The sequence below is a fragment of the Sphingopyxis fribergensis genome (assembly GCF_000803645.1).
In the GTDB taxonomy this organism is placed as follows: domain Bacteria; phylum Pseudomonadota; class Alphaproteobacteria; order Sphingomonadales; family Sphingomonadaceae; genus Sphingopyxis; species Sphingopyxis fribergensis.
In genome coordinates, this window is the sequence record NZ_CP009122.1 from 4,191,670 (window position 1) to 4,214,935 (window position 23,266).

The 23,266-nt window shown below is 66.0% G+C and carries 24 protein-coding genes and 1 pseudogene; 19 read left to right on the forward strand and 6 right to left on the reverse strand.

Annotation, left to right across the window (positions count from 1 at the left end):
• Positions 1-122: 122 nt before the first annotated feature.
• A complete protein-coding gene (locus tag SKP52_RS19610) occupies positions 123-1,508 on the reverse strand; it encodes an aminotransferase-like domain-containing protein (RefSeq protein WP_039577808.1) in 1,386 nt (461 codons plus the stop codon).
• A gap of 107 nt (positions 1,509-1,615) precedes the next feature.
• On the opposite strand from SKP52_RS19610, the gene SKP52_RS19615 reads away from it, so the two are divergent.
• The 4 genes from SKP52_RS19615 to SKP52_RS19630 are packed head-to-tail and all read left to right on the forward strand — an operon-like array spanning position 1,616 to position 4,218.
• The gene (locus SKP52_RS19615) at positions 1,616-2,458 is read left to right on the forward strand and encodes a PhzF family phenazine biosynthesis protein (RefSeq protein WP_039577811.1); all 843 of its coding nucleotides are present in this window, start codon (positions 1,616-1,618) and stop codon (positions 2,456-2,458) included.
• Positions 2,458-3,141 (forward strand): DJ-1/PfpI family protein, encoded by a 684-nt coding sequence (locus SKP52_RS19620; RefSeq protein WP_081997449.1) that lies wholly within the window; start codon positions 2,458-2,460, stop codon positions 3,139-3,141. Before SKP52_RS19615 ends, SKP52_RS19620 begins: the two co-directional genes overlap by 1 nt.
• Positions 3,135-3,560, forward strand: coding sequence for a GFA family protein (locus tag SKP52_RS24805; RefSeq protein ID WP_052208597.1), 426 nt, complete (start codon positions 3,135-3,137; stop codon positions 3,558-3,560). Before SKP52_RS19620 ends, SKP52_RS24805 begins: the two co-directional genes overlap by 7 nt.
• 49 nt (positions 3,561-3,609) lie before the next feature.
• On the forward strand, positions 3,610-4,218 hold the full coding sequence (locus SKP52_RS19630; RefSeq protein ID WP_052208599.1) for a DUF1993 domain-containing protein: 609 nt from the start codon (positions 3,610-3,612) through the stop codon (positions 4,216-4,218).
• A 3-nt stretch (positions 4,219-4,221) separates the two neighbouring features.
• On the opposite strand, the gene SKP52_RS19635 is transcribed toward SKP52_RS19630, so the two are convergent.
• The 3 genes from SKP52_RS19635 to SKP52_RS19650 form a co-directional block, all read right to left on the reverse strand.
• A protein-coding gene (locus SKP52_RS19635) for an IS3 family transposase (protein ID WP_148309194.1) occupies positions 4,222-5,573 on the reverse strand; the annotation gives its coding sequence in 2 pieces (ribosomal slippage) (positions 4,222-5,235 and positions 5,238-5,573; 1,350 coding nt in all).
• A 16-nt stretch (positions 5,574-5,589) separates the two neighbouring features.
• A complete protein-coding gene (locus SKP52_RS27090; RefSeq protein WP_039577814.1) occupies positions 5,590-5,904 on the reverse strand; it encodes a hypothetical protein in 315 nt (104 codons plus the stop codon).
• A complete protein-coding gene (locus SKP52_RS19650; protein ID WP_228383707.1) occupies positions 5,901-6,578 on the reverse strand; it encodes an SOS response-associated peptidase in 678 nt (225 codons plus the stop codon). Before SKP52_RS19650 ends, SKP52_RS27090 begins: the two co-directional genes overlap by 4 nt.
• A gap of 232 nt (positions 6,579-6,810) precedes the next feature.
• Between SKP52_RS19650 and SKP52_RS19655 the strand changes: the two genes are divergently transcribed.
• From SKP52_RS19655 to SKP52_RS19675, 5 genes are all read left to right on the forward strand, one after another.
• Positions 6,811-7,581, forward strand: coding sequence for an ArdC family protein (locus SKP52_RS19655; protein ID WP_052208601.1), 771 nt, complete (start codon positions 6,811-6,813; stop codon positions 7,579-7,581).
• Positions 7,582-7,738: 157 nt separating this feature from the next.
• Positions 7,739-9,088: a tyrosine-type recombinase/integrase gene (locus SKP52_RS19660; RefSeq protein ID WP_039577820.1), complete on the forward strand. Its 1,350-nt coding sequence runs from the start codon at positions 7,739-7,741 to the stop codon at positions 9,086-9,088.
• The gene (locus tag SKP52_RS19665; RefSeq protein ID WP_039574907.1) at positions 9,085-10,872 is read left to right on the forward strand and encodes a hypothetical protein; all 1,788 of its coding nucleotides are present in this window, start codon (positions 9,085-9,087) and stop codon (positions 10,870-10,872) included. The genes SKP52_RS19660 and SKP52_RS19665 overlap by 4 nt, the downstream gene beginning before the upstream one ends.
• Positions 10,869-13,046 (forward strand): hypothetical protein, encoded by a 2,178-nt coding sequence (locus SKP52_RS19670; protein WP_039574906.1) that lies wholly within the window; start codon positions 10,869-10,871, stop codon positions 13,044-13,046. The genes SKP52_RS19665 and SKP52_RS19670 overlap by 4 nt, the downstream gene beginning before the upstream one ends.
• 155 nt (positions 13,047-13,201) lie before the next feature.
• Positions 13,202-14,071 carry an ArdC family protein gene (locus SKP52_RS19675; RefSeq protein ID WP_017184391.1) on the forward strand — a complete coding sequence of 290 codons (870 nt, stop codon included), beginning with the start codon at positions 13,202-13,204 and terminating at the stop codon, positions 14,069-14,071.
• A 3-nt stretch (positions 14,072-14,074) separates the two neighbouring features.
• Here the strand turns inward: SKP52_RS19675 and SKP52_RS19680 are convergent, their stop codons facing one another.
• Entirely contained in the window at positions 14,075-14,491 is a 417-nt protein-coding gene (locus SKP52_RS19680; protein WP_017184392.1) for a MerR family transcriptional regulator, read from the reverse strand.
• A 74-nt stretch (positions 14,492-14,565) separates the two neighbouring features.
• Between SKP52_RS19680 and SKP52_RS19685 the strand changes: the two genes are divergently transcribed.
• From SKP52_RS19685 to SKP52_RS19725, 9 genes and pseudogenes are all read left to right on the forward strand, one after another.
• Positions 14,566-14,925, forward strand: coding sequence for a hypothetical protein (locus SKP52_RS19685; RefSeq protein ID WP_017184393.1), 360 nt, complete (start codon positions 14,566-14,568; stop codon positions 14,923-14,925).
• The gene (locus SKP52_RS19690; protein WP_025549113.1) at positions 14,918-15,145 is read left to right on the forward strand and encodes a GDCCVxC domain-containing (seleno)protein; all 228 of its coding nucleotides are present in this window, start codon (positions 14,918-14,920) and stop codon (positions 15,143-15,145) included. The genes SKP52_RS19685 and SKP52_RS19690 overlap by 8 nt, the downstream gene beginning before the upstream one ends.
• A gap of 9 nt (positions 15,146-15,154) precedes the next feature.
• Positions 15,155-15,934, forward strand: coding sequence for a mercuric reductase (gene merB / locus SKP52_RS19695; RefSeq protein ID WP_025549114.1), 780 nt, complete (start codon positions 15,155-15,157; stop codon positions 15,932-15,934).
• The gene (locus tag SKP52_RS19700) at positions 15,916-17,262 is read left to right on the forward strand and encodes a dihydrolipoyl dehydrogenase family protein (protein WP_039574902.1); all 1,347 of its coding nucleotides are present in this window, start codon (positions 15,916-15,918) and stop codon (positions 17,260-17,262) included. The genes merB and SKP52_RS19700 overlap by 19 nt, the downstream gene beginning before the upstream one ends.
• Positions 17,263-17,648: 386 nt before the next feature.
• Positions 17,649-17,870: pseudogene (locus SKP52_RS19705) on the forward strand (zincin-like metallopeptidase domain-containing protein); the annotation flags it as partial.
• A 32-nt stretch (positions 17,871-17,902) separates the two neighbouring features.
• On the forward strand, positions 17,903-18,232 hold the full coding sequence (locus SKP52_RS19710; RefSeq protein WP_245836975.1) for a DUF2958 domain-containing protein: 330 nt from the start codon (positions 17,903-17,905) through the stop codon (positions 18,230-18,232).
• Between the two features lie 3 nt (positions 18,233-18,235).
• Positions 18,236-19,477 (forward strand): hypothetical protein, encoded by a 1,242-nt coding sequence (locus tag SKP52_RS19715; protein ID WP_039577828.1) that lies wholly within the window; start codon positions 18,236-18,238, stop codon positions 19,475-19,477.
• A complete protein-coding gene (locus SKP52_RS19720) occupies positions 19,474-19,857 on the forward strand; it encodes a hypothetical protein (RefSeq protein ID WP_039577830.1) in 384 nt (127 codons plus the stop codon). Before SKP52_RS19715 ends, SKP52_RS19720 begins: the two co-directional genes overlap by 4 nt.
• Positions 19,858-19,913: 56 nt before the next feature.
• Positions 19,914-20,213, forward strand: a complete 300-nt coding sequence (locus SKP52_RS19725; protein ID WP_039577833.1) for a hypothetical protein — start codon at positions 19,914-19,916, stop codon at positions 20,211-20,213.
• A 93-nt stretch (positions 20,214-20,306) separates the two neighbouring features.
• Here SKP52_RS19725 and SKP52_RS24810 read toward each other — a convergent pair whose 3' ends face one another.
• A complete protein-coding gene (locus SKP52_RS24810; protein WP_081997450.1) occupies positions 20,307-20,987 on the reverse strand; it encodes an SOS response-associated peptidase family protein in 681 nt (226 codons plus the stop codon).
• A 141-nt stretch (positions 20,988-21,128) separates the two neighbouring features.
• Here SKP52_RS24810 and SKP52_RS19735 point away from each other — a divergent pair, with 141 nt between their 5' ends.
• A complete protein-coding gene (locus SKP52_RS19735) occupies positions 21,129-23,261 on the forward strand; it encodes a ParB N-terminal domain-containing protein (protein WP_039577836.1) in 2,133 nt (710 codons plus the stop codon).
• Positions 23,262-23,266 lie beyond the last annotated feature (5 nt).

Here is a 23,266-nt window from a genome sequence, read left to right on the forward strand (position 1 = left end):
CTGCGCAAGCGCGAGTGAACACACCTGCACTGAACGTACGACGCGGTCGCTCAGCAGCGTCTTACCGTAGCCTGTCATATGGAAGTGACTGTAGTGTGCGGCCGAAATCTCGCAAATCCCCACTATAGCACCTTACGTAAATAACCGAACAGGCGATCATCATCGCTCATCGCCACGTTGAAGCGCATATGATCGCGCCAGCCGCCACTGGCGCTGAACACCGCACCCGGTGCAAGGACGATCTGCTTGGCCAACGCAGAGCGGGCGAGAGCGACCGCATCGACGCCATCCGGTAATCGTGCCCACAGGAAAATGCCCGCACCCGGTTCAGCCCAAGGCTCAATACCGAGGTCGCGCAGCCGCTTCGCTACGCGCGGCATGGCGCGGGCAAGGCGGGCGCGGACGGATTCAACGTGCCTGCGATAACTTCCATCCGTCAGGACCGTGTGGAGCAAGCCCGCCGACAAGGGGCTACCAGCCATGGAGGTCGCGATGCGCAGATCGGCCAGTGCCTCGATCCAGTCGCCGCGCGCGGCAATGTTGCCGCATCTCACGGCTGCGGACAGGGACTTGGAAAAGCTGCCGATCCGGATCACTCTCTCCAGCCCGTCGAAGGCGGCGAGGCGCGGAGCCGGGACATGCTCGAAATCGGCGAAAATATCGTCCTCGACGATGACCATGTCATGGGCCTCGGCGATGCGGAGCAGCCGATGCGCGGCAGGTGCGGAAAGCATCGCACCCGTCGGATTATGGACGGCCGAATTGGTCAGATACAGGCGCGGCCTGTGCGTGACGGCCGCCTCCGCGAACGCGGCGAGATCGGGGCCGCTGGGCGTCATCGGCACACCGATTACCTTGGCCCGATGCGCTCGCAGCAAGGCAAGGAAATTGAAGTAGCATGGATCATCGACCAGCACCGCGTCGCCGGGCTGGAGAAGGAAGCGGCAGACCAGATCAAGCGCCTGAGTGCCGCTGTCGGTGAGAAGGATCTGATCGGTCGCAGCCGCGACCCCCTGTTCGGCGAGGCGGCGGGCGAGCAGCGAGCGCAGCGCGGGTGAACCGAACGGCGAGGCATAGCTCGCGAGAGCGCCCGCATCCTCTGTACGCGCCATTGCGCGCATGGCCTTGCGCAGCGCCTCGCCTGCGAGCCAGTCATCCGGCAACCAGCCGCATCCCGGCATCAATCCCGCGCGCCGTTCGCCCAACGACTGGCGGAGCATCCATAACGGATCGACCTCCCGCTCGGCGGTCTGCGTCAACCGTTCAAGCGCCAGCGGAGCCAGCGGAGCCGCGACATAAAAGCCCGATCCGGGCCGCGAGCGGATCATACCCTCGCTTGCAAGACGCTCATAGGCTTCGACCACGGTCGAGCGCGCGACGCTCATCGTGTCCGCCATCGCGCGGATGGATGGCAACCGCGCGCCGGGCGTGAGCGTGCGCGCTTCGATCCGGTCGCGAATATGGCGGACGATACGTCCTGTCCGCGTTTCATTGGGGTTTGCCGCCACCGTCCTGCTTTCATGATCAGTACAGTTTGGCGATATCGTATCGATCCGTGCCTGTCGATGCCGGTGCCGCCAGTTAGAAAAGCCGTCTGCGCAACAGGAGTTACAGCGTGAACAATCCCTTCCACCTCGTCGACGTGTTCGGCGCCGACCCTTTTACCGGTAATCCAGTCGCAGTGGTGTCCGATGCGGATGCTCTCTCGACCGAGGAGATGCAGGCCATCACCCGCTGGCTGAACCTGTCGGAGACTACCTTCCTTCTGCCGCCGACCGACCCTGGAGCGGACTACCGGGTGCGCATCTTCACGCTTGCGCATGAACTGACCTTCGCCGGACATCCGACGCTGGGCAGCGCTCATGCTTGGATGGAGGCGGGCGGACAACCGAGGGATCGGAACATGATCGTGCAGGACTGCGGCGCAGGTCTGGTGAAGATCCGGAACGACGGCGAGCGCCTAGCCTTCGCTGCGCCGCCCCTGCTGCGCGGCGGCACTCCCACGGAAGCAGACATTGCCCGGGTGGCGGAGGTTTTGCGTATCGAGCGTGGCGCAATCATGGATGCGACGTGGGCGGATAATGGTCCCGGTTGGATCGCGGTGATGCTGGAATCGGCCGATGCCGTGCTGGCGGTGGAACCGGAAAGGCATCAGAGCCAGCGGATCGATATCGGCATTCTCGGCCCCTATGCGGCAGGCGGTGACGCAGCATTCGAGGTCCGCGCCTTTTTCAGCGACGCCCATGGCGCGCTGATCGAGGACCCGGTGACGGGCAGCCTCAACGCCGCGCTCGGCCAATGGCTGTTCGCGAGCGGCCGCGTGAACGATGCCTACATTGCAGCACAAGGCACGCGGCTGGGAAGGAGCGGTCGCATCCACGTCGAACAGGATGATGCCGGACAGATATGGGTTGCCGGTGCCACCCGTACGCTCTTTAGCGGCCGGAGTGCCAGTTGATGCAAATCGCGGTCCTGACCTTCGACGGCTTCAATGAACTCGATTCCTTCATTGGCGCTGCCATCCTCAACCGTCTCCGGCCGCGAGGCTGGCAGGCCCATATCACTGCCCCGTCAAAACAGGTCACGTCCATGAATGGCGTGACCGTGCAGCGCCAGCGCCCGCTGGAATTTGCCTGTGAGGCGGATGCAGTGCTGATCGGCAGCGGTATTCGGACGCGCGAGATTGCCGAGGACACCGCCTTGCTGGCTCGCCTGCAGCTCGATCCCACCCGTCAGCTGATCGCCGCGCAATGTTCCGGCACGTTGCTGTTGGCCAGGCTCGGTCTGATCGGCGACCTGCCGGCCTGCACCGACCTGACGACGAAGCCGTGGGTCGTGGAGGCGGGCGTCAACGTTATCGACGCGCCGTTCGCCGCTCATGGCAATGTCGCGACAGCGGGCGGCTGCCTTGCCGCGCCTTATCTCGCCGCGTGGATTATCGCGCGCGCCGCGTCGATCGACATCACGCACGAAGCGTTGCATTATGTCGCTCCGGTGGGCGAGAAGAGCTTCTATGTCGATCATGCGCTGCGGGTGATCGAACCGGCCATACTGGCGGCAGCGCAGCACGAGACGGCCGGCGTCGGTTCAGGCGCTAGGATGCTCGACCCATTCGGCGCGGAAGAAGCGAGCCGATGGTAAGCCGTCATCCCGGTTCCTGCCACTGCGGCGGGGTTCGCTTCACCCTGGACAGCGATCCGATCGAATTGACGACATGCGATTGCTCATTATGCGTGAAGCGCAACGCATTGATGGTGAAAATGCCCGAAGCAGCGCTGCATATCGAACAGGGAGAGCAACTGCTCTCGCTCTACGTATGGAACAGCGGCCGCGCGAAACATTATTTCTGCCGGCGTTGCGGCATCTACGTCTTCCACCGCAAGCGCGCGGCGCCCGATCACTTCGGGGTCAACATCTTCTGCCTCGACGGATTCGACGCGACCGCACTTCCCGTCCGGGCCACCGAGGGCGCGGGGATGAACCTTGTCTGTGACGATCCGCGACCTGAATGGCCTGGCCCGCGAGTTCCGGCCACGCGATCAGAAAAGTCGTCGGTATAACCCGTCAGTATAAGACCTCATCTTCCCAACTTCATCTGCAGGAGTTTCCATGTCCCCGACCGATCTTCTCGTGCCGACATATACGCATATGCTGCAAACGCTCGCGGGATTGCTGGAAAAGGCGCGCCAGCAATGCTCGGATTCAGAAGCCGAAGCGCTCCTTGCCCAACGTCTCGCGCCCGACATGCTCCCCCTGTCAGCGCAGCTGCGGTTCGCCTGTCTGCAGGCGCAGGAAGCCGTATTCCGTCTGAGTGGTCAGATGTTACCGGAAGACTTGGAGCAACTCGGACAGGAAGGGCATAATGCCGGTGAACGGTCGGGATCGATGATCGAAGCGCAAACCCGCATCGGTGACGCCCTATCGTTTCTCGGCAGCCTTGAGCCAGGCGCTTTTGACGGAACCGAGGATAGGCGAGTGATCCTTGAACTGCCGGGCGGTCCAACGTTCGATATGACCGGCCAGGACTATGTCAGGGACTGGGCGCTGCCCCAATTCTACTTCCACGTCGTAACCGCTTACGCGATCCTCAGAAGCCGGGGGATCGAGATTGGCAAGGCCGACTATGTGCCGCATATGTTCAACCATCTGTCCGTCGTCAGAACATTTGGCACAACTCGCGGCGTAGATCAGCGGAGTGTGGGCCTCGTCTTGGTTTGATGTTTAGGCGGCGAGCTTGCGGTGTTGCAAGCGCCGATGTTCGAGTGTCTTTCGCTTGATCCTTTCTCTTCGTTCGATGATGGCGGCAGCCCTGCCGAAGTAGGCATCGGCGGGCGTGACGTTGTCGAGGCTCTCGTGGTAGCGCTGGTGGTTGTAATGCTCGACGAAGGCCTCGATCTGCTGTTGGAGATCACCGGGCAGAAAGTAGTTTTCCAGCAGTACGCGGTTCTTCAAGGTCTGGTGCCAGCGCTCGATCTTGCCTTGGGTCTGTGGGTGGAAGGGTGCGCCGCGCACGTGGCTCATCTTGTTGGCCTCGATGTATTCGGCCAGTTCCCCAGCGATGTAGCTGGGGCCATTGTCGCTGAGCAGGCGGGGCCTGTGCAGCACGTTGACGTGGTCGCAGCCTGAGGCTGCCAGCGCCATATCGAGCGTGTCAGTGACGTCCTCGGCTCGCATGGTGCTGCAGAGCTTCCAGGCGATGATGTAGCGTGAGTAATCGTCGAGCACGGTCGATAGATAGACCCAGCCCCATCCGATAATCTTGAAGTAGGTAAAGTCGGTCTGCCACATCTCGTTGGGGCGGGTGGTCTGCGTGTGGAACGCCTCGGCGGCCTTGATCACTGTGTAGGCCGGGCTGGTGATCAGATCGTGGGCCTTCAGGAGGCGATAGACCGTGGCTTCGGACACGAAGTAGCGCTTCTCGTCCGTGAAGCGCACTGCCAGCTCGCGCGGGGATAGATCGGTCTGCTCCAGCGCCATCTCGACGATCTGGTCCTGGATATCGTTTCCGATGCGGTTCCACACCCTGCTCGGCGCTGAAGGGCGGTCCTGAAGCGCCTCCGGCCCACCTTCGAGGTAGCGGTCATACCAGCGGTAGAAGGTTCGCCGTGCCACACCGAGTTGGTCCAGCGTGCGTTTGGCGGGCAGGTGCGACTGCTCGACGATCCGGATGATCTCGAGCTTCTCGGATGCGGGATATCTCATTCTTCGTCTCCCCCATCCGCGATCATGCTTTTTTTGAGCAGCCGGTTCTCCAAAGTGAGATCGGCCACGCACTCCTTCAGATCGCGCGCTTCACGGCGCAGACCCTTCACCTCGTCCGTGGTCGCAGCACGCGCAGTGTCACCAGCCAGACGGCGCTTGCCGGCTTCCATGAACTCCTTGGACCAGGTGTAATACAGGCTCTGCGCAATCCCTTCGCGGCGGCACAGCTCGGCAATGGAGTCATCGCCGCGCAGGCCATCAAGGACGATCCTGATCTTGTCCTCGGCAGAGAAGTGCCGCCGAGTCTTGCGGCGGATATCCTTTACGACCTGCTCGGCAGGCAATTTGGACCTTGAGGATTTGGGCTTCATCTTCGTTCCTTCGTCACTACGACGAAGCCCAAATCCTCCTTAAATCACAACCTCTAATCTGTGCCATAGGTGCTGACGGGAGACAGTGCCGAAAGCACAGCCCGGCTGCCAGTCCAAACACCGCGCTGCACGCCGCGATATCATCCTTGGCCGCCAGATCGAACGACCGCCGGATCTTGGGGCCGTCACGCCTCAGTTGGTTCTGGATCATGTCCTTGGTGGTGAAAACGAACCGCTCGTTATCGGTGTCGATGTGGAGCGTCGCCAGCTTATCGGGACGCGGGAATTTCGATCTTGCGCCTTGGGTGTCGCGCTTGGATCGCTTGCTCATAGAAGCTCACCGCCTCCGTCTGACTTGTCGCCCTTCCCTGTGATAGTCAGCGCGTGATCGGGCAAGGGGCGCTGGAGCGCAGCAACTTCATCCCAGGGCGCATTGAGCCAGCTATCCCACTCGTCCTTTTCGGTCAGGATCACCGGCATGGCCTTGGGGTGATAGCGCCCCACTTCGGCATTCGCCTCTGTCGTCAGAAAACCGAACAGGTCGCAGCTTATCTCGCCTTCGGCCTTTTTTCGTACACAGGTCCAATGGGTCCAGATCCCCGCGAAGAATGCGAGCGGCCGATCCTCGTTCAGCGCGAACCAGACTGGCTTGCGGTCGCCGCCGGGTGACTGGTCCGGCTCGCTGAAAGAGGTGAACGGCACCAGACAGCGTGATTGGGGTCCGAGCCAGCGGCGCCAGTGCGGACTCTTCGTGTTACGGATGTTCGTCACGCCCTTGTCGACCGATTTGCCTTCGAGCGCGAAGGCCGGAGATGGCATACCCCAACGCGCCATTGCCATTTCCCGGCCACCTTCCTGGTTGCGGACAATGGGCGCCGGGTAATCAGGATAGATCCCGGCCATCTCCGGCAGGTTGCCCGTGTGGTCGGCCATGACCTCGGCGAGTTCGCGAATCGCCGCCTGACCTTTGACCAGAGAATAGAGGTTGCACATCTCCGGCATCATGCCGCCGTTTCCGTACAGGGCAATCGATACTCCTGGCGTGGTTTGGCCGGGAAGGATTGCGGGGAAAGGCTTCCCCTGACCGCAAGCCCGACAGGCGGTCTTGCGCTACCCCTTCGAGCGGGGGCCAGCCGCCCCCGCAACGCCCCCGCAAGAGTGAGAGGAAAGCCGGGTTTTCGTGACGGGTTGAGCGTCGCGAGAGAGGCTCGGGACCGACCCGTCGCGGAGACATGCGATGGCACGCAAGTTCAAATCCCGGCCGGCAGGTCATGACCGGCCCACCCTCTATCAGGACATCACCGAGAAGATCATTGCCGAGCTGGAAGCCGGTCGCGTTCCCTGGGTCCAGCCTTGGGCATCGGCCAAGGCCCCGCTCCAGATGCCGCACAACGCGTCGAGCAACCGCTGCTATTCCGGGATCAATATTCTCATTCTGTGGCACGCGGTGGTCTCGCGGGGCTTTTCGAGCAACGCTTTCCTGACCTTCCGCCAGGCGCTCGAACTCGGTGGCAATGTCTGCAAGGGCGCGACCGGCACCACCGTCGTTTACGCCCATCGCTTCACCCCCGGCAACGAACGGCGCCAGGCTGCCGAGGAAGGCCGCACTCCAGGCACGATACCGTTCCTGAAACGCTTCACGGTGTTCAACCTGGACCAGTGCGAAGGCCTGCCTGACGCCTATACCGCCGAGATCCCGCGACCCGATCCCGATCAGATCCTTCCCGAAGCGGAAGCTCTGATCACAGCGACGGGTGCGGATTTCCGTATTGGCGGAGATCAGGCTTATTATGACGTGGCGAACGACCGGGTCTGCGTCCCACCTCCCTCGCGCTACTTCGATCCAATCAATTGGAATCGAACGGCTTTTCACGAACTCGGTCACTGGACGGGCAGCCGGGGTCGCCTCGACCGGGATCAGAGCGGCCGCTTCGGTTCGGAGACATATGGACGCGAGGAACTGGTCGCGTTATCTGGACAGTCTGCGCCGCCCGCAACATTGCAGTAAGGTCGGCGATGGACGCCCACGGTAGGCAGTTATCAGGCTGGCCGTAGCGCTGACCCAAGAGCTGGCGGAGGCCAGCCTGATAACTGCCGGGCCATAGGGCGCATCGGTGTGAGGTCAGCTTCCGGGTGGGGGGTCCGGGGGGGAGGGTTTCGTGCCGGTGTCGATCATTACCGTTTGCGAGCGCCGCGACGCCAGGGGGCTCGACGCGCATGTGCCGCTGATCCTGCGGGGAGACGCTCTCTATGATCCCGATCTCGACCGCTTCTTTGTCGACCTGCCGCTAGCGGGGATCCGCTCGCGCCATTCGCTGCGCGCCTACGCCTATGACGTTGCGGTGTGGCTTCGCTTCCTCGATGCCTGCGGCACGACGATATGGGACGCGGCCCGCGACGATGTGACCGCCTATCACCGCGCGCGGCGGCGCGGCGACGCCGCCCAGCGGATCAGCGCGGCAAGCTGGAACCGGGCAGTCGCCAGCCTCGATCGCCTCTACCGCTGGGGTAAGAGCCAAGGGCTGATTGCCGAAGCGCCGTTCAGTCGGCGCGCTATATGGCGACCGGCGCATGGGGGGCGTCGGGGCATGATCGCCGCGCGCAACGACGCCTATGAACGCACTGCCAAGCGATCGGATGTGCGGTTCGTCACGATGGACGACTACCGCATTTTCCGCGACGTCGGTCTGCGCGGCCTCGCCCTTGACGGTACGGAACGCCCCGGCGCTCGCGATCGCAACGGGCTGCGCAACGCGCTGTTCGCCGATCTTCTCGTCACAACCGGCCTGCGTCTCGAAGAGGCGTCGGGCCTGCTCGCCGATGAGCTTGCGGCCATCGATCACGACCACGATCAGGCTCAGCAGCTTTGGCTGCGCCTGCCGCCGCCGCTCACCAAGGGCGACCGCGGACGCAGCGTCCTGGTCCCGCGCCGGCTCCTTCGTCAGATCACCGCCTATGTCGCCGTCGAGCGCGCCGCGGGCGTGACCAAGTTCGCCGCGCGCGACGGTGCGGCCAGGTTCGAGCGACCGATCCACGTCACCCGCGCCGGTCTCGACCGCATGCGCGATGTCTGCACCCCGGAGGAACGATGCCGCCTGATCCTGTGCGACGAGGATGGAACGCCCCGCGAGCCGGTGGCGCTATGGCTGACCGAGGTCGGGCAGCCTGTCCGCCCCAACTCGTGGGAGGTGATCTTCACCCGGGCCTGCAAGCGGTGCGAGGAGAACGGCTTCCCGCTGTCGATCAGCCCGCACCAGCTTCGCCACACCTTCGCAGTCCATATGCTCGCTCTGCTGATCCAGCAGCGACTGCGCGAGGCCGCACTGCCGGTGGGGCCGGTGGAGACCTATCGGCTGATCCTGGGCGACCCGCTGCAACAGGTGCAACGCCTGCTCGGCCACGCGAGCCTCGCCACCACCTATGTCTATCTCGACCATATCGCGACCCGCGCCGATACGGTGGATGCGGCCGTCGAGGAGCTGCTGGCGCTGTTGCCGGGACCGCAGGGCGCATGAGCGAGCGTCCCCGCAAGGGCCGGCCTGTCGCCTTCGCGCCCATCACGCCGGAGCGACCGCAGCCCGATCCGGTGTTCGGCCTCAAGTTCACCATCGAGGCGCGGCATGGCGGGACGGTCCTGGTCGATATGACCGCGCTCGATCCTCGCCCGCTCGCCATCGCCTTTGCCGGTGCGCTGCGTCGGTCGGCCGCGCTCGGGGGACCGATCGGTGCGGCCAGCGTCATCAAGCAGTATGTCCAGGTCTATCGTCACTTCTTCGCCTGGCTTGCCGACGAAGGACTGAAGGTGGTTGGCGTCAGCGACCTGCGCGCGGTCCATATCGATGGTTTCGCATCCGCGCTCGAACGGCGTGGGATGGGCCCGATCCACCGTCACATGACGGTCAGCAAGATCATCAACACACTGCGCGCGATCGAAGCAGACCGGCCCGATCGGATCGCACCCGAGCTGCATGAGCGGCTGCGCTACACGCTGGCCACTTCGGCGGGCCGCTCGACCCCGCGCGATGCCTACAGCCCCTTCGTCGCCCGCGCGCTGCGCGACGCGGCGCGAGCCGATGTCGAAGCGATGTTCCGCCGTCTCGGCGCCGACGATCGGACCGACGAGGGTGATCCGGCCATCACCGCCGCCCGCGCCGATGTCGAAGCGATCATCGCGCGGCAGGGCTTTATCGTCGCAGACCAGCCCGAGCTGAAGAGCCTTTATTTCATGCGCATGCGCCGCAACCTGCCAACCGCGACGCTCATCGACGACCTGCATGGCCGGCATCATCTGCTCGCGCGCGACCTGCCGGCGCTGCTCGTGCTGCTCACGCTTGAGACGGGCCTTGAGCCCGAGTGCCTGAAGACGCTGACCGTGGACTGTCTCGCCAATGCCCATGCCGGCACGGTGGAGCTGCGCTATCTGAAGCGCCGGGCTCGCGGCGCCGAGCACAAGAGCATGCGCATCCGCGACGGCGGTGGCGGCACGCCGGGCGGGCTGATCCGCCGCCTGATCGACGCCACGGCGGCTGCCCGCGAGCACCTGCCCGGCGATTGCCTGTGGGCCTATCACAACGTCGGCGGCCTTCGCGCCGGCATAGTCGACCTCAAGTATCCGCTCCCCGCCTGGGCTCGCCGCTGTGGCATTGTCGACGATAACGGCAAGCCGCTGCATCTGCTGCTTTCCCGGCTGCGCAAGACCCACAAGGCGCTGTGGTACACCAAGACCGAGGGGCACATGGCCCGCTTCGCGGTCGGTCACACGCGCGAGGTCGCGGCGCGCCATTATGCCGACCTGCCGTCGCTCCGGCCCCTGCACGAGGCGGCCGTCGCCGATGCCTTTCGCGAGGCGGTCGCCGCCGCGATGCCGACCGTCCTCGCGCCCACGGCCGAGCAGGCGCTGCGCGAAGCGCCCGAGCAGGCGGCGCCGTTGATGTCGGCCGATACGGTGGGGCCGTTGCTCGACGGCGAACAGGATGTCTGGCTCGCCGCCTGCTCGGGCTTCCATAGCAGCCCCTTCTCCGAGGCCGGCTCACCCTGCGCGCAGCCCTTCTGGGGCTGCCTCGATTGCCCCAACGCCGTCATCACCGCGCGCAAGCTTCCCGCGATCCTCGCCTTCCTCGCGTTCGTCGAAGAGCAGCGACCGAGCCTCCCGGCGAGCGACTGGGCGGCCAAGTTCGGCCGCGTCCATTCCCGCATCACGACCCAGGTCCTGCCGGTCTTCTCCGATGCCGTTATCGCCGATGCGCGCTGGCAGATGGAGAGCGAGCGGCTCTATCTGCCGCCGGAAGCACGCGCATGATCACGCCCGCCCATGCCCGCGCACCCGCGTTCGACGATCGGCCCGTGCTGGCCACTGCGCCGCTCAAGGCGGGCCACGCCCGCGAAGAGCTGTCGCGGGTCGGCGACTCAAGCTGGGATCTCGGTCCCGCCGTGTTCCGCGAGAACGCGCGGCGCTGCCATGTCACCGTGCATTTCGACGTGCTCGAACATGCCGATGTGCAGGCGGCGATGCGTGCCTATCTCTACGCCCGCCTCAACGTCGATCTTCCCGGCTACCGCCCGAAGCTGCCGCCGGCGAGCATCCGCCAGGCATTCAACCGCGCACGCCGGTTCTTCGCCTTCGCGCGCCTGACGCTTGGAGGGCTCGACCTTGGCCGCATCGATCAGGCGCTGGCCGATGCCTATGCCAGGCATCTTCGCCACGATTCTGCCCGGCGACCCGTCATAGTCGGCCACCTCCTCGAAGTGGTCTCCGATCTCTATCACTATCGTGACCGCCTCGCTGGCGGAGGCCTCGCGTTTGAGCCCTGGGCCGGACAGGCACCCGCCCGCGTCGCAGGCTATCGGCACGTCGTTGAGAACCGTACCCCGCGGTTTCCGGAAGATGTCATCGCCGCACTGCTCGCCTGGTCATTGCGCTACGTCACCGTCTTCGCGCACGATATTCTATCGGCTCGGGCCGCGCTGGATCGGCTCGAGGCGCGCCGCGCCCGGCTGCTTGCCGCCGAGCGCGGACTGCCTGGCGCAGAGCGCCGCCTGCGGCAGCGCGCGCGCCTCGAGCGCCATATCGCGCGTCGAGCCCGGCAAGGCCGCGGCGTGCCGATCTGGACGACCGCGCATAACGGCGTCACGCGCACCGATCCCCGCACCGGAGAAGCGACGCCGCCGATCAACGTCCATCTTCTCCATCTTCATGCCGGTGTCGATGCTGAGGCGGAACCGGCCATGCATTTCGGACTCGCCAAGGGCGTCTCCGCCCTGATCGAAGCCGCTGCCGCCGACCTGGGCGTCGAAGTGGGCGGCATGGACACGCCGATCTCGATTGATCCCGATAGCGGTCGGCCATGGCGCGCACGCTTCGATGCGAAGACGCTCGCACAAGAGGAACGGATGCTTCAGGCGGCCGCCTATATAGTGTGCGCTTACCTCACCGGCATGCGCGACTGCGAGGTGCAGGCGATGCGGCGGGGGTGCCTCTCGATCGCGCGCAGCGAGGATGGCCTGGTCGAGCGGCATCGCATTCGATCGACCATCTACAAGCGTCGGTCGACCATGGGCGAGGCGGCGAGCTGGGTGACGATCGAGCCGGTCGCAGACGCGATAGCGGTGCTTGAACGCCTGTCGGCAAGACCGACGCGCGCCAGCGGCAGCGATACGCTCTGGCCGGTGCTACGCCCCGGCGCCGCCACCAAGACGCATCTGTCGAGCGAGGTGGTCCGCCAACTCAACGCCTTCCGCGACCACCTCAACGCTGCCTTCGGCAGCCCTGATGTGCCGGTCATCCCGTCCGGACCCGGTGGCAAGCCGTGGCGCATAACGACGCGGCAGTTCCGCCGCACCATCGCATGGCACATCGCCAACCGTCCGTTCGGCACCATCGCCGGCATGATCCAGTATAAGCACGCCTCGGTCGCCGCTTTCGAGGGCTATGCCGGAACCAGCGCATCGGGGTTTCGCGCCGAGGTCGAGGCGCAGCGCCGGCTCGGTCAGCAGGGCGACCTGCTGGACTATTTCGACCGGCGGCAGGGCGGTGCCTCACTCGCGGGGCCGGCGGGACCACGCATCGCGCGGACGCTCGACGATGCGGCCGTGCAGCTCGGGCCCTTGCCCGCCATGATCGCCGACCGCTCCCGGCTACGTGTCATGCTCGCCAGCGTCGCGCGAACCCTCCATGTCGGCCTCCTCGCGGATTGCTTCTTCGATCCCGCCACCGCGCTCTGCCTCAAGCGCGTGACCACCCCCGATCCCAAGCAGCCGCTCACGGCGCTGTGCGAGCCGACCCGCTGTCCCAACGCCTGCATCACCGCCCGTCACAGGCCAGCTTGGGAACGCGCGGCCGATGATGCCAGGGCATTGCTGCGCGAACGACGTCTGTCGGATCTTCAACGCCATGCACTCGCCACCGAGATCAACCGGCTCACTACCGTGATCGACGCCATCGGCCCCGCGCCGCCGGAGGCCAACCCCGGCTGACGGCGGAAGCTCTGCGCCGGTCGGCGCGCTGGCGCAACGGCGTTGCCGTCCTCCGCTTCGCTGCGGCCCTACGGGTGCGCAACCGCGCTTGTGCCCGGCGCTAGTCGAGCTCCGCCGCCGGGGATGGCCCCCGACGGGCAAGCGGAGTTCAGATCATGCCAACTCAGGTACGAGCCGACGTCTATACTCGGGTCACCGAGGCGATCCTTGCAGCGATCGAAGCCGGTACGGGCAACTGGCGCATGCCATGGCATCACAGCGGCGCCGATGTCACCCGGCCGACCAACATCGCCAGCGGCAAGCCCTATCGCGGCATCAACACGGTGTCGCTCTGGGCGGCGGCCTATGGCGGCGGCTATGCGAGCGGGGTCTGGGGCACTTATCGTCAGTGGCAGGACCGCGGCGCCCAGGTCCGCAAGGGCGAGCAGGCCAGCCTCGGCGTCCTCTGGAAGGAGATCAGCCGGCGCGACGACGAGCAGGATGACGAAGATGGCGGCAAGGGACGGCGGCTCTTCGCCCGGGCGTTCAGCCTGTTCAACGCCGATCAGGTCGACGGCTACGCGCCCGAGCCCGGGCCGGTCCTGCCCGAGAGCGAGCGCCTTGCGGCCGCCGAGGCCTTCATCGCCGCGCTCGGTATCGACACGGTCTACGGGTCGAGCAGCGCCTATTACCATCTCGGCGAAGACCGCATCTACATGCCGCACTTCGCAACCTTCCGTAGCGCGCATGGATTCTACGGCACCCATATCCACGAGTGTGCCCATGCCAGCGGCGCGGCGCATCGGCTCGACCGGGATTTCAGCGCCAGGTGGACCAAGGACGCGCTCGCGATGGAGGAAGCGACCGCCGAGCTGACCGCCTCGTTCCTGCTTGCCGACCTCGGCATCGCGCACGATCCGCGTCCCGATCATGCCGCCTATATCGCCTCCTGGCTTCAGGTGCTGAAGAACGACAGCCGCGCGATCTTCACTGCGGCCAGCAAGGCGCAGGCGGCGGCCGATTGGATGCACGCCCAGCAGCCGTGACGCTCACGCGGCCCGCACCTCGGCGCCGAGCGCATCAAGCAGCGGACAGCCCGGATCCTGACCGGCATCGCAGGCTCGCACCGAGTCTGCCAGAACCCGTTCCATCCGCCTGAGGTCCGCGATCCGCGCGCGCACATCCTGCAGATGCGACGCCGCGAGCTCGCGGACTTCGGTGCAGGAGGCCTGGCCGCCGGCCGCGAGTCCGAGCAAGGCGCGCACCTCGTCAAGGGTGAAGCCCAGCTCCCTCGCACGGCGCACGAAGCCCAGGCGAGCCACGTCCTCCCGACCGTAGCTGCGGTAACGGCCCCGCCGCGGCGGAACGGGCAGCAGCCCGATCCGCTCGTAATAGCGGATCGTCTCGATGTTGCAGCTGGTACGGCGCGAGAGTTCGCCGATCTGGATCGCGGCGGTTGCGGCCATCTTCAAAATACCTCTTGAGTCTGTAGTCGCTACAGATGGTAGGATAGCTGCATGCCCGCCACAAGGAGTCGCCCGTGACCCAGACACCAAGCCCGCCCAAGGGGATAAGTACCGCCGCGCTTACCCTGGCGGGGATCGCCGCCGCGTTCGGCGTCGCTGCCTGCTGCGCACTGCCGATCCTCTTGGCATCCGCCGGCATCGGCGCGGCCTGGCTCAGCGGCGTGGCCGTCGTCTCCGCGCCCTATCGCACGCCGCTCCTCGTGATCGGCGCATTATGCCTCGTCGCCGGCGCCGCGCTGCTATTGCGCCAGCAACTCGCCGCCATGCGCTGCGGCCCGGACGGCGTGTGCACGCCGCGCTGGACGCGCATCCTCACTCTCGCCGGCCTATTGGTCGGCGCGGCACTGCTCTGGGCGGGTTATAGCTATGTCTGACGTCGTTCCGGAGCTGCACTCGACCCTGACCTGTCCGCACTGCGGACATCAGGCGACCGAGACGATGCCGACCAACGCATGCCAGTTTTTCTATGACTGCCGGGGCTGCGGCGCGGTCCTCAAGCCCAAGCAGGGCGATTGCTGCGTCTTTTGTTCCTATGGCGACGTTCCGTGTCCGCCGATCCAGATCGAGGGCAAGGGCGCGTCCTGCTGCGGCTGAAGACAAGCCGTGACGCTTGCCACCCCCGCTGACGCTGCCCCTGAACCGACGGTTGCATTCCCCGACGGCACCGTCGTCCCGGACTGGACTGCGGTCACCGCGCCAAGCGCCCATTCGGCCCTGACAGCGCTGTTCGCGGCATTTATCGGCCGCAGGTGGCATGGCATCGACAGCACCGAGGACGAGGTGCGGCGTGCCATCCTCCGGGCCTATGTCACCCAGGGCCACGCGCCGGCGCCGGTGGAGATCGCTGCCGCGGTTGCGCTCCCGCCCGGCGACGTGGCCGCAGCGCTCCACCGGCTCGCCGGACGTGATCTCGTGGTCCTCGACGGCGACGGCCGAGTGAGCGGCGCCTATCCTTTCACCGATGCTCCCAGTGAGCATCAGGTGGAGGCCGCGGGTATCACGATGGGAGCCATGTGCGCCCTCGACGCGCTGGGGATCTGCACGATCGCACCGCACGCCAGCCTCATCCGCTCGTCATGCCGCCAATGCCGGCGCTCGCTTGCGATCCATGTCCACGACCGGGGCTGCACCTTGGGCGACGTCGTGCCCGAGGGGATTCTCGTCTGGTCCGGTCATCGCTACACCGGCGGCTGTGCAGCGTCTTCGCTCTGCACTCAGCAGGCTTTCTTCTGCCATGCCGATCATCTTGAAGCCTGGCGTATGGACGGTTCCGTGACCGCCCGCGACGGCATTCGCCTGACCCTGCGCGAGGCCCTCCAGGTCGGCCGCGCGATCTTTGCACCGATGCTCGGAGGGATATTGCCATGGCCCATTACGACCTGATCGTCATCGGCAGCGGAACAGCCGCCCAGGTCGCGATCGGCCAGGTCCGCGCCGCCGGATGGTCCGTCGCCGTCATCGACCACCGCCCGTTCGGCGGCACCTGTGCGCTACGGGGCTGCGATCCCAAGAAGATGCTGGTCAGCGGCGAAGAGGCGATCGATGCCGCCGCTCGCATGGCCGGACATGGTGTCGGCGGCGACCTGGCGATCGATTGGCCGAGCCTGATGGCGTTCAAGCGCAGCTTTACCGATCCGGTCCCCGCCAAGCAGGAACGCCGCTACGCCAAGCTGGGCGTCGACGCCTTCCACGGGCTAGCGCGCTTCGCAAGCCCGGACGCGGTCGCGGTCGACGGTCGGACGTTGCAGGCCCAGCATATCCTGATCGCAACCGGCGCGGGGCCGATCCCGCTCGGCATTCCAGGCGAGGAGCTGGTCAGCACGAGCGACGCTTTCCTCGAGCTGGAGACGCTGCCGCGCCGGATCGTGCTGATCGGCGGCGGCTATGTCGCCGCGGAGTTCTCGCATCTGGCCGCACGTGCCGGCGCCGAAGTCACGATCCTGCAGCGCGCTAGCCGGCTGCTGCCGCATTTCGATCCCGACCTGGTGGGCTGGCTCACACCGCGGTTCACGGCGCTCGGCATTCGCATCGAGACCGGCACCGCGGTCACACGGGTCGAGCGGAACGGGGACGGCCTGCAGGTGCGTGCCTCTCGCCAGGGAGCGCCGGACCTGGAGGTCGCCTGCGATCTCGTCATTCATGCTGCCGGGCGTCGTCCCGATCTCGGCAGCCTCGACCTGTCCACCGGGCAGGTCGCGGTGCAAGACGGACGACTGCAGCTCGATGCGCATCTGCGCAGCATTTCCAACCCGCGGGTCTATGCCGCCGGTGACGCCGCCGGCGTCGGGCCGCCCCTGACCCCGGTGTCGAGCCACGACGCGAAGATCGTCGCCGCGAACCTCCTGCAAGGTCCATCGCGCGAGCCCGACTATCGCGGTGTTCCGAGCGTCGCCTTCACCGTGCCGCCGATCGCCGCCGTCGGGCTTTCGGAAGAGGCGGCGCGCCGCAGCGGCCTCAAGTTCCGGGTTAACGCGGCCTCGACGCCGGACTGGTTCACCGCCCGCCGGCTCGCCGAGCCGGTCTATGGCCACAAAGTTCTGATCGACGAGCGGACGGACCTCGTCCTCGGCGCGCATCTCGTCGGGCCGAACGCCGACGAGGTGATCAACCTTTTCGGCCTGGCCATCCGCCACGGCCTCACCGCGGCCGATCTACGCTCCACCATGTTTGCCTATCCGACCGGCGCCTCGGATATCGGCTACATGCTCTAGGCGACGCCGCGCACGATCCGTCACCAGTGCTCGCCCGCGGGCGGGCGGCAGCCTGTCGCGAAAGACGATAGCGGGCTGTCGCCCGCCTGATCTGCGGACGCCGCTGACGCGGCGGCGCTACTTTTTGGGCCTCCCTTCCGACGCGGAGGTGGTCGGCGCTCCCTGCTAGGCCCGCCACGGCGGGCTGCAAGCCCCGGCTTCGCCGGGCTGCTCCATTTCATTTCGCCCCTGCGGGTGCAGCCCGCCGCTCGAACGGGCCTCTTCGGTCGCTCTCGCCGCCCACCCCCGCCTCGGGGGAGGCCGATGCGGTTTTTGGGCAGTGCTGGAGGCAGCCGATGGTTTTCTTCCTCGAACCCCGGATTGGGGCTGGACTGTCAGGATATTGCGCCGAGATGGCTGGCGCCTTCGTCTGCGCTGCCCTCGGCATCGAACCCACTGTCCGCCATTCCGACTATATCGGCGCTTGGCTCGACATCATGCGGGCGGATGATCGCGCGATCGTTCGCGCCGCCAGCGCTGCGTCGAGGGCGGCCGACTATCTGCTCGCCTTCCGCGATGCCGCAGGAGCGGAGGCCCGCGGCGCTCTGATCGAACGGAGGGCGGCATAATCCTCCTGACCCCGGAGCTGCGCGCGCAGCTCATCGCCAATGCGGCCGACCCAAGCGCTGACCATCTGCCGGTCGCGAAATTCTTCAACCCCGTGGGCGCGGGCGTGTGGCTTGCGACCTTGCTCGAACCCGATGGCGATACCCTGCACGGCATCGCCGATCTCGACATGGATTGCGTCGACTATGGCACCTTCAGCCTTTCCGAATTGCAAGGTCTCGACGTCGGGCTCCAGCTTGGCGTCGAGCGCGACATCCTGTTCGAGACGACGGCGCCGATCTCGGTGTGGATCGATATCGCCGACATAGCCCGCGGCATCCGGGCGGCTGAGCGCATCATCGCTCGGCTAGAGCGGGAGGGCTGAGCGATGCGCTTTCGCAAATGGCCCAAGCCAACCGCCTATGAAGAAACGTCGCGCAAACGCGCGGCGTTTCTCACCAAACAGCGCCGCGAGCGCGAGGCGCTGCCGCTGTTCGCCGACATGGTCGCGGCTGGGCAACACAGCGTCGATGAGGAAATGGCCCGCCGCGCCGAATGGTGGCCGCGCCAGCAGCAGGACCGCCGGGATGAGCGCGCCGCCGTATGGCGCAAGGCGCGCGCTCGCCTGTTCGCCATTCCGGACGAACGCCGCCGCACGATCCGTGCGCTCTGGCGGGAATGTCCCTATCCGGCCGATCCCTATAGTTTCGCGGACTTCCTGCACCAGATCGAGGTGGGCAAGCTCGACATCACCCGGCCGGGCTGGCGTTTCCATGCCCGTGTCCAGCCCCGGGCCACGATAACCCCCAACACCTTCGAGGAAGCGTTCCGCCAGATCGGACGCCGCAAGGTCAATGCGGGCGGCGTGCCCAGCGACGCCGACACGCTGCTCTTTTGCGGCAATCTCGGCAAGGGCATCCTGTTCGTCGACCGGATTGTCGATCCGGGTGGGAAGCCAGGTATCACCTTCGATGTGCGCGGGGTCTGCTCCAGCGACGATCTCGCGCTGATCGAGCGGCTTGCTCGGGTCGCTGAGGAAACTGCGGTCACGGTGCGCCTGGTCGAGCGCGGGATCGCCCCGACCGAGGGTCGCGGTTGGCGCGCACCCCACCGGCTGCTGATCCTGTCCTGCTCGGCGACCAAGCGCCGGGACACAGGCTGGATCGATGCGATCGACCGCTACGATGGCCCGCTGTGGCAGACCGTGCGCGCGGTCAATCCCGACCGGATGCGGGTCAAGGTCGCGGTGCTCTCGGCCCGCTACGGCTTTCTCGATTCCCGCTCGCCTATCGAGGATTATGACGCCCGGCTGACCCCCGATCTCGCCCAGCGCATGATCGCGGGCGGAATGAATCGGCGCTGGCCGCGTCCGCCATCGGCGCGCATGCCCGATACCTATGGCGACTCGCCCGGTTGTCAGATCGCCTCGCTTTCCAACCACGGCACGCGGCCATTCACCGACGTCGCGCTCGCGGGCGGGCATCTCTACATCGCGGTGATGCGGGCCTTCCTCGACGGCTTCCGCGATCTGCGCTGCATCGCTCCGGACGCCCGTATCACCGAGATCAATGGCCCGATCGGCATCATGCGCCAGCAGATCCGGGGCTGGCTCGAGGAGAGCTGGCCGTGAACGGGCGGCCGCCCGGCGCGGGACATAATAACGGGCCGCCGCTCGACGACGATCCCCCTGCGACCATTCGGACGTGCCGCTGGTGCCGCCACTGGTCGCCGCCTTCGGAGCGGGAGGAGCGTGACTATGAATATTTCAGGCTCGGCCTCTCGCGCCGCCGCGTGAAGCGGCCGAGCGGCGCCTGCGACCGGGTGCTCACGGCGCCGGGCAAGCCGCTCGCCTTCTCGTCCACGGTCGCGGAGTTTTCCTGCCTCAACTTCGCGGCGAAGCCGTTGCCGCCCGTAGAGATACCCAGGCGCGGCGGCTTCGTCCGCATTTACGAGGGCGACGAGGTGGTCTGGCAGGGGGCCGAGGAAGACCTACCCGAAGACTATCGCTGAGGCCGCGCCGCGCTGGCGTCGCCCTTTCCCGATATCCCCATCGACAGGAGTTCGACATGGACATCACGCTTTGCCGGGGCATGGTCATCAATGCCCCCGAGTTTTTTGCCGACCCCGCCTTTCGGGCCTGGCTCGCCAACCGCCGGCCCAAGTTCACCTGGCACACCGGCGGCGAGGTTGACGAATATTCCGACGTTGTCGTGCTGGTCGATCCCGGCCTTAGTGGTGAGGGCAGCGATTCCGACATGCCCGATGCGATCTGGGACCGGATCGTCGCTGCGTGTCGCACGCATCTCGGTTCCGATCGCCACAACGGCAATCACTATGTGGTGCGGCTGACCAACCTCGACGCGTGAAATCCGCCGCCGAGATGCGCGAAAAGTTCATCGCCGCCGTCCGATCCCGCAAGGCCGGTCAGGTGACACGAACGCCTTTGTTCGCCGATGACATCACGGTCCTTCGCTGCCGCTGCCCTTCCACGGCTCTCCCAGCGTTTCCTCATACATTCGTGTTTCCGAATAGGGCCGGTTGGCGAGCGGCGATGCCCTGTCGAACCGGCCTCCAAGCCACAGATTATAGTCATCGCGGTCAAGGATGACGGGCATGGAACGTCCCTGTACGACGTCGTTTGCTTCCGCGAGCAGGCCGCAGAAGCGCTTTTCGTCGTCCACCTCGGCCCACACGCCGGCCCAGGCGAAAATCGGCCTGTCCTCGACACCGAACCACATGCGCTTGCGTGCGCCCGACTGGCCCGCCGGATAGGCGAACGAGTCCATGACGATCAGGCAGCGCCACGGGTTCTGAAATCTCGCCGTTTCCTCGACTTTCCTGCGATTGAACCACATCGCCGTCGAAACGGCGCGTCGGTTGCGCACCCCATCGAGAATTGTCCGCGGTATGCCCCATCGCATTGGCTCTGCGAAACGCTCCCTGTTTTTCCGATACACCACCAGGCCGGTGCGCTCTGGCCAGACTTCGGCCGACCAGGCGGCCCGAGCCGGAACGCGGGCATCGAAATGGTCTCGCACTTCGCTCAGCGCGGTCCGGCAGCGATAGAGCGTCGTCAAATCCTCTGCGTCCCCACGCCTCGTGGCTCCGTAAATCCGTCGATACGGATCGCAGGAGATCATGAAGTCCTCATGACCTCGGCGAAGGACCAAGCGCTCCTCCCACACATCGCCTGATCCATAGAGTGAGAGGGAGGCTCTGGTTTTCGTGACGGGTTGGAGGCTGGGAGAGAGTCTTCCGGCCGCCCGTCATGGAGACGTGTCATGGCGAAAGCCCCATCGAAGATCACCCTCAACCAGTCCCGGAACATTCCGTTCGACAGGCTGGTCCTGTCGCAATCGAACGTCCGCCGCGTGAAGCATGGCGTGACCATCGAGCATCTGGCCAATGATATCGAACGCCGCGGCCTGCTGACCGGCCTCAATGTCCGCCCTGTGCTCGACGAGGCTGGTGAAGACACCGGCATGTTCGAAATCCCCGCCGGCGGCCGCCGCTACAGCGCGCTGGCGATCCTCGTGAAGCGCAAGCGGCTCGCCAAGGACGCCCCGGTTCCGTGCGTGGTCAAGGCCGCGAATGATCCGGTCCTGGCTGAAGAGGATTCGCTCGCCGAAAACAGCGAACGCGAACCGCTCCACCCGCTCGACGAGTTCCGGGCGATGAAGACCCTGTTCGACAAGGGCGAGCAGGAGGAAGCGATCGCCGCCCATTTCCGCGTCACCCCCGCCGTCGTGCGCCAGCGCCTCAAGCTCGCATCGGTCTCGCCCACGCTGCATGAATGCTATGCCGAAGGCGACATGACCCTCGACCAGCTCATGGCGTTCACGGTCAGCGACGATCACCAGCGCCAGGAGGATTTGTGGGGGCAACTCGCGCACAGCAGCAACAAGTCGCCCTGGTTCATCAAGTCCAGGCTGCTGGAGGACAAGGTCGAGGTGACGGAGAAGCGCGTCCGCTTCATCGGGCTGGACGCCTATATCGCTGCGGGCGGCGCCGGTCCGATCCGCGACCTGTTCGAACCCGACGATGGCGGCTGGCTCTCCGATCCCGCGCTGCTCGATCGTTTGGTCGATGAGAAGCTGCGCGCGGAAGGCGACGCTGTCATGGCCGAAGGCTGGAAGTGGGTCGAGACGCTGGTCGATCTTCCCTATGGCTATGACGAGGACTGCCGCGCCATCGCCAGCCAGGTGCAGCCGCTGACCGAGGTGCAGGAAGCGCGGATCGTCGCCCTGCGGGCCGAGGCCGATGCGCTTGAGGCCGAGTGGGACGGCAAGCCCGATGTTCCGGAGGACGTGGAACTGCGTATCTCCGCCATCGACGCCGAGCTTGGCGTTCTCGCCCAGAGCAACCGGGTGTTCGATCCTGCCGAGATCGCCAATGCCGGCGTGTTCATTGGTCTGGAGGAAGACGGCACGCTCTATATCGACCGTGGCTATGTCCGCGCCGAGGATGAGCTGGAGGCTGACGATGCCGGCGAAGGTGGCGATGAAGCGTCCCATGCCGGATCGGATGATGCGTCCGATGAGATCGGCGGCGAAACGGCCGATCGCGAGTCCAGCAGGGCCCCGTCCAGGCCCGCTCCGAACGATGACGATGATGACGGTGAGGTCATCAAGCCGCTCCCGGACCGTCTCGTCGCCGAGCTGACCGCCGCCCGCACGCTGGCGCTTCAGGATGCCTTCGCGCAGTCGCCTTCGGTCGCGTTCGCCGCCGTGCTGCACGCCATGGTGCTGTCGGTCTTCTACATGGGCCGCACCGAAAGCTGCATGGAGCTGGCTGTCCACCGCGTCTCCATGCCGTTCCAGGGCGCGGACCTGCGTAACAGTCCATCGGCGGCATCCATCCAGGAACGGCACACCCGCTGGAAGGAGCGTCTCCCCCAATCCGACAAGGATGTGTGGGATGCGCTCCAGCAGCTCGACGGCGGCGAACAGGCCAGTCTGTTCGCCCATTGCGCAGCCTATTGTGTGAACGCGCAGTGGGAGCCGGTTCCCAAGCATGGCGGTGGCCGTGTCTCGGCGCACGGCGTCGCGCGCCGCATCGACCATGCCAATGTACTGGCCCGCGCCGTGGGTCTCGACATGATCGGCGCAGGCTGGCGCCCGACCTTCGACAACTACCTCAACCGGGTCGCGAAGCCGCGCATCCTTGAGGCGGTCGCCGAGGCGACGGGGCCGCAGACCGCCGGGCTGATCGACCATCTGAAGAAGGGCGACATGGCGCGCGAGGCCGAACGCTTGCTCGCCGATGCGAATTGGCTGCCCGAACCGCTTCGGACGCCTGTGATCGAGGAACCGCTGCCGCTGACGGATGAGGCTGACGCGCTGCCGGCGTTCCTCGATGAGGATGACAGCTACGCCGACCAGGAGGGCGACGACGAATACGCTATCGCCGCCTGAATGCT

Coding starts and splice junctions, on each gene's coding strand:
- SKP52_RS19620 (WP_081997449.1), top strand. CDS start 2,458: ATGCAAATCGCGGTCCTGACCTTCGACGGCTTCAATGAACTCGATTCC.
- SKP52_RS24805 (WP_052208597.1), top strand. CDS start 3,135: ATGGTAAGCCGTCATCCCGGTTCCTGCCACTGCGGCGGGGTTCGCTTC.
- SKP52_RS19630 (WP_052208599.1), top strand. CDS start 3,610: ATGTCCCCGACCGATCTTCTCGTGCCGACATATACGCATATGCTGCAA.
- SKP52_RS27090 (WP_039577814.1), bottom strand. CDS start 5,904: ATGAGCAAGCGATCCAAGCGCGACACCCAAGGCGCAAGATCGAAATTC.
- SKP52_RS19650 (WP_228383707.1), bottom strand. CDS start 6,578: ATGATGCCGGAGATGTGCAACCTCTATTCTCTGGTCAAAGGTCAGGCG.
- SKP52_RS19655 (WP_052208601.1), top strand. CDS start 6,811: ATGGCACGCAAGTTCAAATCCCGGCCGGCAGGTCATGACCGGCCCACC.
- SKP52_RS19665 (WP_039574907.1), top strand. CDS start 9,085: ATGAGCGAGCGTCCCCGCAAGGGCCGGCCTGTCGCCTTCGCGCCCATC.
- SKP52_RS19670 (WP_039574906.1), top strand. CDS start 10,869: ATGATCACGCCCGCCCATGCCCGCGCACCCGCGTTCGACGATCGGCCC.
- SKP52_RS19675 (WP_017184391.1), top strand. CDS start 13,202: ATGCCAACTCAGGTACGAGCCGACGTCTATACTCGGGTCACCGAGGCG.
- SKP52_RS19680 (WP_017184392.1), bottom strand. CDS start 14,491: ATGGCCGCAACCGCCGCGATCCAGATCGGCGAACTCTCGCGCCGTACC.
- SKP52_RS19690 (WP_025549113.1), top strand. CDS start 14,918: ATGTCTGACGTCGTTCCGGAGCTGCACTCGACCCTGACCTGTCCGCAC.
- SKP52_RS19700 (WP_039574902.1), top strand. CDS start 15,916: ATGGCCCATTACGACCTGATCGTCATCGGCAGCGGAACAGCCGCCCAG.
- SKP52_RS19715 (WP_039577828.1), top strand. CDS start 18,236: ATGCGCTTTCGCAAATGGCCCAAGCCAACCGCCTATGAAGAAACGTCG.
- SKP52_RS19725 (WP_039577833.1), top strand. CDS start 19,914: ATGGACATCACGCTTTGCCGGGGCATGGTCATCAATGCCCCCGAGTTT.
- SKP52_RS24810 (WP_081997450.1), bottom strand. CDS start 20,987: ATGATCTCCTGCGATCCGTATCGACGGATTTACGGAGCCACGAGGCGT.
- SKP52_RS19735 (WP_039577836.1), top strand. CDS start 21,129: ATGGCGAAAGCCCCATCGAAGATCACCCTCAACCAGTCCCGGAACATT.